We start from the raw sequence: 13,797 nt of genomic DNA, 5'->3' as shown, positions 1-13,797 counted from the left end.
CTGCGTCAACAAGAAAGATTGTCCCGGGGGACAGTGCCGTCGATCAGGTAGCCCTCGACCGCGTGGTCGACACAGGTGTTGCCGCGGCCGAAGCCGCCGTGGCCGTCACCGTCGCGCGTGATCAGGACCCCCGAGTCGAGCTGGGACGCCATCGCCCGGGCCCAGGCCAGCGGAGTGGCGGGGTCACGTGTCGTGCCGACGACCACGATCGGCGCCGCGCCCTTCGCATCCAGGTGCCAGTCGGGCTTCGGCGCGCCCTTGCCGGGACCGAGCGAGCGGCAGCCGAGCTGGCCCCAGGCAAAGATCCGGCCGAACGTCGGCGACTGCTCCTCGAACCGTCCGAAGAGGGCAGGGATCTTCGCCGGGGGCACCGAGCTCGGGTCGTCGTCGCAGCTGATCACCTGGATCGCCTCGGCGCTGTTGTCCGTGTAGCCGCCGCCCGACTTGCGGCCGTTGTACAGATCAGCGAAGCGCAGCAGCGTGCTGCCGTCGCCGTGGAGGGCCGCCTTGAGGGCGACATCGAGATAGCTCCAGAGGTCCCTGCTGTAGAGCGGATAGATGATCCCGTAGAACGCGGGACCCTCCGTCAGCTCACGTGAGCCGACCTTCAGCGGCTTCGCGTCGACGTCGTCGAGGAAGGTGCGGACCCGCGTGAGGGCCGCCTCGCGGGACGATCCCAGGTAGCAGTCACCCTGCTTCACACAGTTGTCGACGTACGCATCGAGGGCGACCTGGAAGCCGTGCGCCTGGAGCAGGCCCATCTCCAGGGCGGACTGCGGCGGATCGGCGCCGTCGAGCACCATCCGGCCGACGCGCTTCGGGAAGAGGTCGGCGTACGTTGCGCCGAGCTTGGTGCCGTAGGAGACGCCGAGGTAGTCGAGCTTCGCATCGCCGAGGGCAGCACGCAGGACGTCGATGTCGCGGGCGGCGTCGTGCGTCCCGACATGGCGGAAGAGCTCGCCCGAGCGCTCCTGGCAGCCGGCGCCGAAGCGGTCCGACGCCCGGACCAGGGCTTCCACCTCGGCGGGCGAGTCCGGATCAGGATCGCCGGCGGTGTAGTCGTCGAGCTCGCTGTCACTCAAGCAGTCGACCGGATCACTGGCGCCCGTGCCCCGCGGGTCGAACCCGACGAAGTTGAAGTGCTCGTAGAGCGTGTCCGGGAACTTCATGAACGGCGAGTCGGTCGCTGCGAGGTCCGTGCCCGCCGCGCCCGGGCCGCCCGGGTTGACCACGAGGTCACGGGCCTTGGCCGGGGACTGGTCGGCCGGGTTGAGCAGCACCGCGATACCGATCGTGCGGCCGCGCGGCTTGCTGTACTCGAGCGGCACCTGGAGCGTGGCGCACTGGTCGCCCCCGGTCCGGCACGGCGACCAGTCGAGCTGCTGGTGATAGAAGCGCTTCAGCGCAGGGCGGGGAACCGTGCGGGAGCCCTTCTGCTCGGGGCGCGGCGGCAGCGTGCCGACCGAGGCGTCCGGGCGGTCGTCGTGCCGCTCGTTGGACAGGACCACGACGGCCAGGATCACCGGGAAGAGGAGGCCCAGGACGACCAGCAGGACCGGAAGCGCCCGCTTCACGACCGGTCTCCCTCCGGCAGCCGCAGCGCCACCATCATCGACTCCAGGGCGAGCTGCGCCGGCACGTTGAACTCGAGCATCTGCTCACGCGCCGCGAAGATCGCATCAATCCGGCGCAGGTCCTGCTCGGGACTGCTCACCTGGACCAGTCGCTCGAGGTCGGGCCGCAGCTCCTCGTTGACCAGCTGCGCCCCCGAGCCCGTGCCGAGCGCGATCGAGTCGCGGTAGACGCTGACCAGGTCCATCAGGCAGCGGTCGACGACGTCGAGGATCCGGCGCTTGGCGCGCGTCTTCTGGCTGCGGTCGAGTGCGGCGAGCGCGGGCGCGTACTCGCGGGGGCGGCGACCGCGCTCCACCACGCCGTACGCCGCGTCGAGGTCGACCTTCTCGCGCTGGTCCAGCTCGCTCGTGATCGCGTCGGCTTCAGCCTTCGCCGCCGCGTGCAGCCGGTCGGCCGCCTGCATGCAGGCGCCGAGGCTCGTGACCCGTGTCGGGATGGAGACGATCTCGCGCCGCCGGTTGCGGACGTCCTCGTCAGCGGCGAGTGCCCGCGCCCGGCCGATGTGGCCCTGGCTGTGCCGGGCGGCGTACTCGGCGAGGGAGTCGGGCACCCCCATGCTGCGGACCAGGAACGCCGCGACATCGGCGGGCGCCGGAGTGCTCAGGGTGACCAGGCGACACCGGGAACGGATCGTCGTCAGGACGTCCTCGACGGTCGGCGCACACAACATCCAGACCGTGCGCGGCGTCGGCTCCTCGATCGCCTTGAGCAACGCGTTGCAGGCCTGCTCGGTCAGGCGGTCCGCGTCCTCGATGATCAGGATCTGCCAGCGCTTGCCGACGGGGCTCAGCCCGCTGCGGCGCACGATGTCGCGCACCTCGTCGACGCCGATCGAGAGCTTCTCCGTGCGAACGACGGAGACGTCGGCGTGGCTGCCGGCGAGGACCGTGTGGCAGGCGTGGCAGACGCCGCACCCGCCCTGCTCGCACTCGAGCGCGGCAGCGAATGCGATCGCCGCGTTGGAGCGGCCCGACCCCGGCGGGCCGGTGAAGAGCCAGGCGTGGCTCATGCCCTGCCCCTTCGCGGCGCGGTCGAGCGCCGCGATGGCGGGCCGCTGGCCGACGAGGGTGTCCCAGACGCCGTGGACGGTGGCGGTGCTCATGCGCTGAACTGACCGGCGCGAAGGGCCAGCACGCTGGCGACGCGGGAGCGGATCTGCCCGTGGATCGACTCGATCGTGTCGCGCGCGTCGAGAACGAGGTAGTGCTCGGGGTCGGCCGCGGCCATGTCGAGGAACGCCTGGCGCACCCGCTGGTGGAACTCCAGCGATTCCCCCTCGATCCGGTCGCGCTCCTCGAACCGCCCCAGCCCCGCCTGCGGCTCCAGATCGAGGACGACGGTCAGGTGCGGCCGCAGGTCACGGGTCGCCCAGCGGTTGACCTGCTCGACCTCAGCGACCGCCTCGGTGCGCCCCGCGCCCTGGTAGGCGAGGGCGGAGTCGACGTAGCGGTCAGTGATGACGACCTCGCCCCGGGCCAGCGCCGGGAGGACGACGGTGTCGACGTGCTCGGCCTTGTCGGCGGCGTAGAGGAGGACCTCGGTGCGGTTGCTCAGCTCGCCCGTCTCCGGGCTCAGCACGATCTCGCGGACCCGCTGCCCGACGGTGGTGCCACCGGGCTGCCGGGTGAGGACGACCGTGTGGCCCTCGGTCTCGAGCCAGTCGCGCAGCAGGCCCGACTGGGTCGACTTGCCGCCGCCCTCGCCGCCCTCGAAGCAGACGAAGAGGCCCGTGGGTGAGAAGACGCCGGCAGTCACGTCGTACACCTTAGGTGGGGGCGCCGACGTGGGCCGATCCGTCCGCGGCCCCGCCGGCTGTAACGCGGTGTTCTCGCCGCGGTCGCGGTGTTGCAGCCCCGCACCCGCGGCGACAAACCCGCGGTCGGGTTCAGGCGGCCCGCCGGCGTGCCGACTTGGGCAGGATGAACGGCGACAGGTCGGCGATGTCACCACCAAAGAGACGATCGGTTGCAGCGATCTCCCGAACCAGACGCTCCCCCGTCGCGCGCCACGTATCCGGCTGCACATGCGCCCACGTCACCCGCGACACTCCGAGGCGGAACGACTGGACGAAGTCCTGCCTTTTCTTCTCCTCCCAGAGGGCCACCTCGGGATCACCCGACACCCCTCCGTTGGAGATCGAGCGGTACTTCACGCGGCCGTCGAACTCGATGATGTGCCGCCGGACCCGAAGGTCGCACCAGACGGTCCGGCCGTCCCGTCGGAGACCGAATTGGGTCTCGACCTCGGGCTCGCCGGCTCGGATCAACAGCCCGCGGGTGAGCGATTCTCCTGGACCATCAGCATCGGCATCGGCAATCTCCACTGCGGCGCGTGCGGCAACCGTGCCCGACCAGCACGCCATGGTGGCGAGTGCCGACACCAGCTCGGCGCGGGTTGCGCCTGCAGCCAGCGCGCTGTCGCACGCGACCAGTCCGTGGGCGAAGCCGTGCTCGCGGCCGATGTCGACGGCAGTCCGCGCCAGGTCGAGCACTCTGGCTCCATCGACCTGCACCACCTGTCCCGGATCGAACGCCGCACCGTGATGCTTCACTCCCGAGTCGGTGCGATCGCCACGAACATCACGGCGCGTCACGTGCGTCAGGGAGGTTGCCGGATCCAGCATCGCCAACCCCCACGCGTGCCCGGCCGTGTCGTGACTCCACACATGGGGCTTGTGCGCGCTCAAGGTGACGGCCCGTGCGACCAGCAACGGACGACCGCGCCGCGGGTCCAGCTCCGACCAGAGCGCCGCTTCGGCATAGACACCCCGCCGCACGGCAACCCACGCCCCCGTGCGAACCAGCCTGTCGACGTCACCGGGAGGCAGCCCGCGGCTCACTGCCTGCCGTCGTGCGATGAGTCCGTGTTGCTGGGCCATGAGGGCGCGGATGTCGGCGTACATGCACGTCAGCGTGACCAGTTCTGCCGTGAGCTGCTGGCGGTGGCGCCGATGCTGTGGACAGAAGCCGCGGCGCGTGCGCTCGACCAACGCACCCACCGCGGGGCTGTCGTAGCAGCCGCGCCGCTGCAACCCCGCAGTCGCTACGAGAACACCGCGTTACAGCGGGCCGCGCGGGGTCGGCACCCAGGTGCCGCGGTGGGTACGCCACACGCTCGGCGCCTCGCCGCGCGCCCGCTTGAAGGCGCGGCTGAACGCCTCCTCGGCTTCGTAGCCCACGCGGCGCGCGACGGCGACGACGGGCAGGTCCGAGTCACGGAGCAGGTCGCCGGCGACGTGCATGCGCCAGTCGGCGAGGTAGCGGATCGGAGCCACGCCGAGCACCGACCGGAAGCGCTCGTCGAGCACGGTTGTCGAGACGGCAGCTTCGCGGGCCAGCGCCTCGACCGTCCAGCGTTCGGCCGGCGAGCGGTGGATCGCTGCCAGCGCCGGACCCGTCACCGGGTCACGCAGACCCGCGAGCAGGCCACGCTGCGACGCCGGGGCCGACGCGAGGTGGAGGGTCAGCACCTCCACCAGCAGGGCCTGCGGGATGCCGACCGGGCCCTCGAGGTGATCCTCGGCCATCGACGTCTGGGCCAGGGCGTAGTCGATGCCGGCCCGCACCCAGTCGCGTGCCGGGCCCTCCGGAGGCTGGACCACGAAGACCCGCGGTAGCGCACCGAACTGCGGGTCGAAGAGCACGTCGTCGCAGGCCAGGTAGCCGCACACCAGCTCCGTCGCGGCGCCTCCGCCCCCGTGCCGCACCACGGGCATGGCCTCCCAGGGCGGCGGATCCAGCAACGTCCGCAACGGGGTGCAGGGCGCTGCAGCAGAGCCACCCATGCGGTGCGTGTCGCCGTACGGCAGGACGATGACGTCGCCCGCCCCGGCGTACAGGCGCTCCTCGCCGTCGACCTCGACCCAGGTCCGGCCGTGGACGACGAGATGGAAGAGGAGCATCCGTGGCGCGCCTGGGGCGAGCAGCGCGCGTGCGTCCGCACCCGGGACCGACTCGTAGGCCCAGGCCTCGCTGTAGACACCCCGGAGGAAGATTGCGCCCTCCAGGCGCAGGCGTCCCAGCGCAGTCGCCAGATCCGGCCCGGGTGCCCCGGGCGAACGGTCATCAGCGGCGGCGTCCCGGTCATGGCCGTGGAGCGCAGACGGCATGACAGTGAGTGTGTCACCCCGCCCACTTCACCGAAGGAGAAATCCGATGCCTCTCTTCATGGACGTCCACGAGGAACTTCCCGAAGGCGCCACCGCCGCCGACGTCGCCAACGCCCACGCCGCTGACGTCGCCATCCAGGACCAGTACGGCGTCACGTACCGCAGCTACTGGGTCGACGAGGCCAGCCGCAAGGTCTTCTGCCTGGTCGAGGCGCCCGACGCCGACGCCGCCATCACCGTCCACCGCGAGGCGCACGGCCTCGTCGCCGACAAGATCTACGAAGTCTCCGAAGGCAGCTGAGCCTCCATGTCCACGACGCTCACCTGCCCCTCGCTCGCCGAGCGCTTCAACTGCACCGGCTTCAGCCGGTGGGTCAACTCCCCCACCGGCCGTGGCTTCCGGCTGACGGCGGGGACGACGTTCCTGGTCGTCGGCTTCCTGCTGCGCGACAGCGGCCTCGGCATCGCCCTCATGGCGTGGAGCGTCGTGCCGCTCTCGGCGGGCGCCTTCAACCTCTGCTGGATCAGCGCAGTCCTCGGGGGACCGCTGCGGAGCATGACGATCCGGCAGCAGCAGGCGTGAGGATCACGGCGTAGGCGAGTATCCCCACGTGCCGAACGTGTACAACGCATAACCGAGGCTGAGCACCAGCTGCCAGGGCAGCGCGAGGACGTAGCCGAACGCAATCGGGCGGATCCGCTTCCAGAACGCCAGGCCGAGTGCCACAGGGATGCTGGCCAGCAGGCCCCACCAGAGCACCGGCCACGCGGCGTACGACGGGAGGAGGTCGGTGCGCCCGACCGCGTCCTCCTTCAGGTACGGGCCGTAGCCCCAGCCCGCGCCGAATCCGGCAGCGATGCCGACAAGGAAGAGGGCGAGCGTCAGCAGGCCACGCCCGGTGGCCTTGGCACCGCGGGCGATCCGGCCGGGTGCCGGAACCACCGGCGCGCTCACGACGGACCGCGCCCTCTCGACCACCGGCAGGTCGCGCAGGGTCTCGCCGCTGGCAACGACCTCGTCCGCCGCCGCGGGGTCGAGCTGCTCCTGGATGCTCATGCGAGCATCATGCCTCCGGAGCAGCCCGATTCCCGGGAAGCGCTACGGCGTCGTTTCACGCCTTCTTGGCAGCGGCCTTCTTGGCGGTCGTCTTCTTCGCCGTCGTCTTCTTGGCGGCAGCCTTCTTCGCGGTCGCCTTCTTGGCCGGGGCCTTCTTGGCGGTCTTCTTCGCCGCCTTCTTGGCCGGGCCCTTGGCGCGACGCTCGGCGAGCAGCTCGGCCGCGCGCTCGATCGTCATCGCCTCGATGGTGTCGTCCTTGCGCAGCGTGGCGTTGTACTCGCCGTCGGTCACGTAGTCACCGAAGCGACCCGACTTGATGACGACCGGCTGGCCGGAGACCGGGTCGGGGCCGAGCTCCTTGAGCGGAGGGGTGGCGGCGCCGCGGCCGCGCTGCTTGGGCTGGGCGTAGATCGCCAGCGCCTCGTCGAGCGTGATCGTGAGCAGCTGCGCCTCGGAGGCGATCGTGCGGGAGTCCGTGCCCTTCTTCAGGTACGGGCCGTAGCGACCGTTCTGCGCGGTGATCTCCTCGCCGGCGGCGTCGACGCCGACGACCCGCGGGAGGCTGAGCAGCTGGATGGCCTGCTCCAGGTTGATCGTGTCGAGCGACATGTCCTTGAAGAGCGAGCCGGTGCGCGGCTTGACGGCGTTCTTGCCGGTCTTGGGCGCGTCCTCGTGCAGGACCTCGGTGACGTACGGACCGAAGCGGCCGTTCTTCGCGACGACCTGGAGACCGGTGTCCGGGTGGACGCCGAGCTCGATCTCGGCACCGGCCGGGTTGGCGAAGAGCTCGCGCGCCTTGGCGGCGGTCAGCTCGTCCGGCGGCAGGTCGTCGGGGACGTTGGCACGGGTCGGGGCACCGTCCGCGTCACCCTCCGGGCCTTCGATGTAGGGGCCGTAGCGGCCGACGCGGAGGACGATGCCGTCCGCGGGATCACCCACGGGGAACGTCGCGAGCGCCTTGGCGTCGATGTCGCCGAGGCCGTCGACCAGCGGCTTGACGCCGACCTTCGCGTCGGAGCCGAAGTAGAACTCGCGCAGCTCGACGAGCTTGTTGCGCTCGCCCCGGGCGATGCCGTCGAGCACCTCCTCGAGCGAGGCGGTGAAGTCGTAGTCGATCAGGCGCGTGAAGTGGTCCTCGAGCAGCCGGACGACGGAGAACGCGATCCAGGCCGGCACCAGGGCCGTGCCCTTCTTGTAGACGTACCCGCGGTTGATGATCGTGCTGATGATCGAGGCGTACGTCGACGGGCGACCGATCTCGCGGTCCTCGAGCTCCTTGATCAGCGTCGCCTCGGTGAAGCGCGACGGCGGCTTCGTCTCGTGGCCGGCGGCGCTGAGGCTCGCAGCGGAGACTGCCGCGCCCTCGGCGAGCTGGGGCAGGCGTGCCTCGGCGTCATCCTTGGTCGCGTCGTTGTCGGTGCCCTCGACGTACGCCTTGAGGAAGCCGTGGAAGGTGATCGTGCGACCGGACGCGGAGAAGACGACGTCGCGGCCGTCGGCCGCCGTGCCGCCGAGGCGGACGGAGACCGTGTTGCCGACCGCGTCCTTCATCTGCGACGCGACGGTGCGCATCCAGATCAGCTCGTAGAGGCGGAACTGGTCGCCGGACAGACCCGTCTGGGCCGGCGTACGGAAGTGCTCACCGGCGGGGCGGATCGCCTCGTGCGCCTCCTGCGCGTTCTTGACCTTGGAGGCATAGACGCGGGGGCGGTCGGGGAGGTACTCGGCGCCGTAGAGCTCACGGACCTGCTCGCGGGCCGCGCCGATGGCGGAGTCGCTCAGCGTCGTGGAGTCGGTACGCATGTAGGTGATGTAGCCGCCCTCGTAGAGGCGCTGCGCCACGCTCATCGCGACCTGCGCGGTCATGCCGAGCTTGCGGCTGGCCTCCTGCTGCAGCGTCGTCGTGCGGAACGGCGCGTACGGCGAGCGCTTGTAGGGCTTCGACTCGACGGAGCGGACTGCGTAGGAGGTGTCACGGAGTCCGTCGACGAGCGCCTCGGCGGCCTTGCGGTCGAGGTGCGCGACGCCGGCCCGGGTCGCGGCAGCGGTGAGCTGCGCGGTCGTGTCGAAGTCGGAACCGCGGGCAATGCGGGCGCCGTCGATCGAGTGGATCTTGGCGGGGAACATCCGCTGGTCGTGGTCGGCGCCGGCGTCAAAGGTGCCCTCGAGGTCCCAGTAGGAGGCGACCTTGAACGCCATCCGCTCCTTCTCGCGGTCCACCACGAGGCGGGTCGCGACGGACTGCACACGGCCGGCGGAGAGACCGCTCTGGACCTTGCGCCAGAGGACCGGGGAGACCTCGTAGCCGTAGAGGCGGTCGAGGATGCGGCGGGTTTCCTGCGCCTCGACCAGGTCGTGGTTGATGTCGCGCGGGTTCTCGACCGCGGCGATGATCGCCGACTTGGTGATCTCGTGGAAGACCATCCGGTGGACCGGGACGCCCTTCTTCGGCTTCAGCTCCTCGAGGAGGTGCCACGCGATGGCCTCACCCTCGCGGTCCTCATCGGTGGCGAGGAAGAGCTCGTCGGCGTCCTTCAGCAGCGACTTGAGCTTCGTCATGTGGGACTTCTTGTCGCGCGGCACCACGTAGTACGGCGTGAACTCGCCGTCGACGTCGATGCCGAGGCGTCCCCACGGCTTGTCCTTGATCTTCGCGGGGATCTCCGCAGCGTTGTTGGGGAGGTCGCGGATGTGGCCGATCGAGGACTCGACGACATAGCCCGGACCGAGGTACCCACCGATGGTGCGGGCCTTGGCCGGGGACTCGACGATGACCAGCTTGTGTCCCACGCGCTCTGCTCTCCCTGCTGCGTTCGTGGCACCCCGCGCTCATCGGAGGGTGCTCACGGCCGCTCACTGTAGCCGCACGATTCATGGCGTCCAGTGCGGATGTGAGGTGATCCGCACCGCTGGCCTGTGGTCAGGCCAGCTCGAGGAACCCCTCGGCAACGAGCTCGCGGACCTTCTCCGCATATCCGGCACGGGTCTCGGCGGGGTCCGCCTCGAGCAGCTGCGCGAGGGCGTCCAGGATCTGCCCGACCGACAGCTCGCCGTCACAGGCACCGACCAGCGCGGCCTCGACCGTGTCGGCCTTCCGGGCGCGGCGGAAACCACGCTGCTGGCGCAGGACGACCGTGTGCGGGTCCTCCGCACCAGGGGCGCCGAGGGTCTCCTGCTGGACGTCCTCGCGGGTCTGAAGTCGCGCCGCGAAGAGCGCGTCGCCCTCGAGCGTCGAGAGCGCGTCCACGGCCTCGCCCCAGGCACCGATGGCCGGCGCGATCGGCTGCTCGACGTCGTACGGCCACTCCTCGAGGCGGTACGTCGGCTCGCCGGTGGCAGCGGCGGGGCGCTTGCGGAGGTTGATCCAGCCGAAGCCCACTGCCTCGATGCCCTGCTGCTCGAACCAGGCCAGCCAGGTGTCGTAGCGGTGCAGGTAGTCAGTTGCTGACTGCAGGCCGGCGTCCTTGAGCCAGAGCTCGACGTAGCTGGCCGGGTCGAGCACCTCGCGCTGCACGATGAACGCATCGCAGCTGCCGTCGAGCCAGCTCGCGAGGCGCTCATCCCACGGGGTGTCCTCGCGGATGACCCAGTTGGCGAGGATCTGGCACCAGCCGCCGTCGTTGAGCAGCTCCGGCGCCTTGCGGACGATGTCCTCGACGACGCGGTCACCGGGCAGGCCGGAGTCGCGGTAGACCAGACGCTCCCCCGTCGCCGGGGAGATGACGAACGGCGGGTTGGTGGCGATCAGGTCGAACGTGTCTCCCGCGACCGGCTCGAAGAACGACCCGTCGAGGACCTGCACGTTGGGGGTCTCGTTGAGGACCGCGTTGAACTCCGCGATCCACAGTGCCCGCTTGTTGACGTCGGTCGCGACGACCCGGTCGGCGTGGCCGGCAAGGTGCAGCGCCTGAACGCCGCAGCCGGTGCCGAGGTCGAGGGCTGCCTGGACCGGGTGACGCAGGGTCAGCTGGGCCAGGCTCGTCGAGGCGGACGAGATGCCGAGGACGTGGTTGGCACCGACCTTGTTGGGGGTGCCGTCGAGGCCAGGCGTCAGGTCGGAGACGACCCAGAAGTCCCGGTCGCTGTCCTCGTCGAGGTGGGCCCCATACGGGCGGACGTCGATCCGTGCAGCGACCTCGGAGAGGCTGCGCTCCAGGATGCCCTCGACGCAGAGCCGGTCGACCAGGTCGGGCAGCGCCTTCTCGGCCTCGTCGACCGGGACGGTCGCCTGCAGGAGGAAGAGGCGGGTCAGCGTCTCGAGCGGCGTGCCGCCGGTGGTACGCCGCAGGCCCGGCGCGGTCTCGTTGCGCGACAGGGCGTTGTGCGCGATCGGACCGAGCAGGCCGGCCACTCCGTCGTACGTGTAGTCGGCGGCGGCGAGGGCGTCGCGGAGAGCTACCGGAAGCGGGGAGGCGAGGGGCGAGCGATCGGTCACGCCCCCATCATCCCCGACGGACGATGGGGCACACGGCCCCGGTATTGCTGTAACGCGGTGTTCTCGTCGCGACTGCGGGGTTGCAACCCCGCGGCGGCGACGAGGACACCGCGTTACAGCAGGCGGGTCAGTGGCGGACCAGGCCCCGCCGCGAGTGCGGCGGCTCGTGGGCACCGGGCCGCTCCGGCTGCGCCGGGGGCTTCATGCCGGCCGGGCTGTCGGGCACCTCGACCTTGTCGTGCAGGTGGCTGGTACGCCGCTTGCTCACGACCACCGCGGTGACGATGATCGCCAGCGCCACGCCGGCGATGACCAGCGAGAGCGGACGGTTCGCGTCCTTGCCAAGGGTCATGCTGACGACGGCGCCGACGATCAGGAGGCTGACGAGGTTCATCACCTTGATCAAGGGGTTGATCGCCGGGCCCGCGGTGTCCTTGAACGGGTCGCCGACCGTGTCGCCGATGACCGTCGCCGCATGGGCGTCAGAGCCCTTGCCTCCGTGGTGACCGTCCTCGACGAGCTTCTTGGCGTTGTCCCAGGCGCCGCCGGCGTTCGCGAGGAAGACGGCCATCAGGGTGCCCGCGCCGATCGCACCGGCGAGGAACCCCGCGAGCGGACCGACCCCGAGGCCGAAGCCGACGACCACAGGTGCGAGGACAGCCAGCACGCCGGGCGTCACCAGCTCGCGGAGCGAGTCGCGGGTGACGATGTCGACCACGCGCCCGTACGCCGGACGGCTGGTGCCGGCCATGATCCCCGGGTCCTCCGCGAACTGCTTGCGGACCTCCATGACGACCGCCCCCGCCGCGCGCCCGACCGCATTGATGGCCAGGCCCGCGAAGAGGAAGACGACACTGACTCCGATGAGCAGACCGACCAGCACGTCCGGGCTGAAGACCGCGAACGTGGGCGCCTTGGTGGCCCCGCTGGCCTGCAGCTCGTCGATGACCGACCCGATGTAGGAACCGAACAGCGCACTCGCCGCCAGGACTGCCGTGGCGATGGCTATGCCCTTGGTGATCGCCTTCGTGGTGTTGCCGACCGCGTCGAGCTCCGTGAGGACCTGCGCCCCCGACTCGTGCACGTCGCCCGACATCTCGGCGATGCCCTGGGCGTTGTCGGAGACCGGCCCGAAGGTGTCCATCGCGACGATGACACCGACGGTGGTGAGCAGTCCGCAGCCGGTGAGGGCGACCGCGAAGAGCGCCACGCTCAGGCTCCCCGAGCCGAGCGCGAAGGCGCCAAAGACCGCCGCCCCGATCACCAGCGTCGTGTAGACCGCCGACTCGAAACCGACGCTCAGGCCGCTGAGGATCACCGTCGCGGCGCCCGTGACGCTGGTGCGCGCCACGCCCCGCACGGGCTCGTGCTCCGTGCCGGTGAACCAGCCGGTGAGCGCGAGGATCACGGCGGCCAGCACGATGCCGATCAGCACCGCGGAGGCCGCCACCAGCGCCGGGTTGATGGCACCGGGGTTGTTGCCGGTGAGGGCATCGAGCTCCTGGGCGGCACCGGCGGTCGCGCTGTTGAGGCCACCGTGGAGCCCGCCGATCGTGCGCGGGAGGTAGGCGAACGCGACGCCGCTGCAGGCGACCGCCGCGACCGCGGCCGAGATGTAGAAGGCACGGTTGATCGTGCGCAGGCCGTTCTCACCGGCCCGCGGCCGGCAGAGGAAGATGCCGACGACAGCGGTCACGGCACCCACGGCGGGCACCAGGAGCGGGAAGACCAGCCCCTGCACGCCGAACGCAGCGGACCCGAGGATGAGCGCGGCGACCAGGGTGACGGCGTACGACTCGAAGAGGTCGGCGGCCATGCCGGCGCAGTCACCGACGTTGTCGCCCACGTTGTCCGCGATCGTCGCGGCGTTGCGCGGATCGTCCTCCGGGATGCCCTGCTCGACCTTGCCGACCAGGTCGGCTCCGACGTCGGCGGCCTTGGTGAAGATGCCGCCGCCGACACGCATGAACATCGCCAGCAGCGCCGCCCCGAAGCCGAAGCCCTCGAGGACGTGCGGCGCCTGGCCGGCGTACAGGAGGACGACGAGGCTGGCGCCGAGCAGGCCCAGACCGACCGTCGCCATGCCGACGAAGGCACCTGTGCGGAAGGCGATATTCATCGCCGGCTCCCGGCCGGCGCCGTCGGGTGCGTCCGCGGCAGCGGCCACCCGCACGTTGGCGCGGACCGCGAGCCACATGCCGAGGTAGCCGATGGTGGCCGAGAACGCCGCACCCACGAGGAAGAACGCCGACCGGCCGAGCCGCACCGACAGGTCGTCGGCCGGCAGGGCGAGCAGCAGCAGGAACGCGATCGCGGCGAACCCGGCGAGGGTCTTGAACTGCCGCCGGAGGTAGGCGTCCGCCCCCTCCTGCACCGCCTGCGCGATCTCGCGCATCATCGCGGTGCCCTCCTCGGCGGCGAGCACCTGCCGTCGGAACACGGCGGCCATGATCAGGGCGACGAGCGCTACCGCCCCGACGCCGAGCACCAGCGTCAGATCGGATCCGGTCAGTTCGATGTCTGCAGCACGCATGCCACACCTCTGTTTTTCCGGGGTCCCC

Annotated in this window: 11 protein-coding genes; 2 read left to right on the top strand and 9 right to left on the bottom strand. The window is 70.8% G+C overall.

Annotated features, from left to right (window positions below; all coding sequences use genetic code 11):
* Positions 1-5 precede the first annotated feature (5 nt).
* The 5 genes from EPD65_RS06330 to EPD65_RS06310 form a co-directional block, all read right to left on the bottom strand.
* The gene (locus tag EPD65_RS06330; protein WP_131582314.1) at positions 6-1,574 is read right to left on the bottom strand and encodes an alpha/beta hydrolase; all 1,569 of its coding nucleotides are present in this window, start codon (positions 1,572-1,574) and stop codon (positions 6-8) included.
* A complete protein-coding gene (locus EPD65_RS06325) occupies positions 1,571-2,737 on the bottom strand; it encodes a DNA polymerase III subunit delta' (protein ID WP_131582313.1) in 1,167 nt (388 codons plus the stop codon). Before EPD65_RS06325 ends, EPD65_RS06330 begins: the two co-directional genes overlap by 4 nt.
* Positions 2,734-3,390: a dTMP kinase gene (gene tmk, locus EPD65_RS06320; RefSeq protein WP_243640477.1), complete on the bottom strand. Its 657-nt coding sequence runs from the start codon at positions 3,388-3,390 to the stop codon at positions 2,734-2,736. Before tmk ends, EPD65_RS06325 begins: the two co-directional genes overlap by 4 nt.
* Positions 3,391-3,520: 130 nt before the next feature.
* Positions 3,521-4,537, bottom strand: coding sequence for a type IV toxin-antitoxin system AbiEi family antitoxin domain-containing protein (locus EPD65_RS16540; protein WP_131582311.1), 1,017 nt, complete (start codon positions 4,535-4,537; stop codon positions 3,521-3,523).
* A 156-nt stretch (positions 4,538-4,693) separates the two neighbouring features.
* Complete coding sequence (locus tag EPD65_RS06310) at positions 4,694-5,743, bottom strand: AraC family transcriptional regulator (RefSeq protein WP_131582310.1); 1,050 nt, start codon at positions 5,741-5,743, stop codon at positions 4,694-4,696.
* 46 nt (positions 5,744-5,789) lie between these two features.
* Between EPD65_RS06310 and EPD65_RS06305 the strand changes: the two genes are divergently transcribed.
* Both EPD65_RS06305 and EPD65_RS06300 read left to right on the top strand, forming a co-directional pair.
* On the top strand, positions 5,790-6,044 hold the full coding sequence (locus EPD65_RS06305; protein WP_131582309.1) for a DUF4242 domain-containing protein: 255 nt from the start codon (positions 5,790-5,792) through the stop codon (positions 6,042-6,044).
* Between the two features lie 6 nt (positions 6,045-6,050).
* Positions 6,051-6,326 carry a DUF2892 domain-containing protein gene (locus EPD65_RS06300; RefSeq protein ID WP_131582308.1) on the top strand — a complete coding sequence of 92 codons (276 nt, stop codon included), beginning with the start codon at positions 6,051-6,053 and terminating at the stop codon, positions 6,324-6,326.
* Between the two features lie 3 nt (positions 6,327-6,329).
* On the opposite strand, the gene EPD65_RS06295 is transcribed toward EPD65_RS06300, so the two are convergent.
* From EPD65_RS06295 to EPD65_RS06280, 4 genes are all read right to left on the bottom strand, one after another.
* On the bottom strand, positions 6,330-6,800 hold the full coding sequence (locus tag EPD65_RS06295; protein WP_131582307.1) for a hypothetical protein: 471 nt from the start codon (positions 6,798-6,800) through the stop codon (positions 6,330-6,332).
* Between the two features lie 55 nt (positions 6,801-6,855).
* Positions 6,856-9,591: a type I DNA topoisomerase gene (gene topA / locus EPD65_RS06290; RefSeq protein ID WP_131582306.1), complete on the bottom strand. Its 2,736-nt coding sequence runs from the start codon at positions 9,589-9,591 to the stop codon at positions 6,856-6,858.
* Between the two features lie 130 nt (positions 9,592-9,721).
* A complete protein-coding gene (locus EPD65_RS06285; RefSeq protein WP_131582305.1) occupies positions 9,722-11,236 on the bottom strand; it encodes a DUF7059 domain-containing protein in 1,515 nt (504 codons plus the stop codon).
* A 127-nt stretch (positions 11,237-11,363) separates the two neighbouring features.
* Positions 11,364-13,769, bottom strand: a complete 2,406-nt coding sequence (locus EPD65_RS06280; RefSeq protein WP_131582304.1) for a sodium-translocating pyrophosphatase — start codon at positions 13,767-13,769, stop codon at positions 11,364-11,366.
* Positions 13,770-13,797 lie beyond the last annotated feature (28 nt).

The organism is Nocardioides jejuensis, from assembly GCF_004337475.1.
Taxonomy (GTDB): Bacteria; Actinomycetota; Actinomycetes; order Propionibacteriales; family Nocardioidaceae; genus Nocardioides; species Nocardioides jejuensis.
The sequence above is the reverse complement of the archived record's forward strand: the minus strand, read 5'-3'. Positions and strand labels throughout refer to the sequence as shown.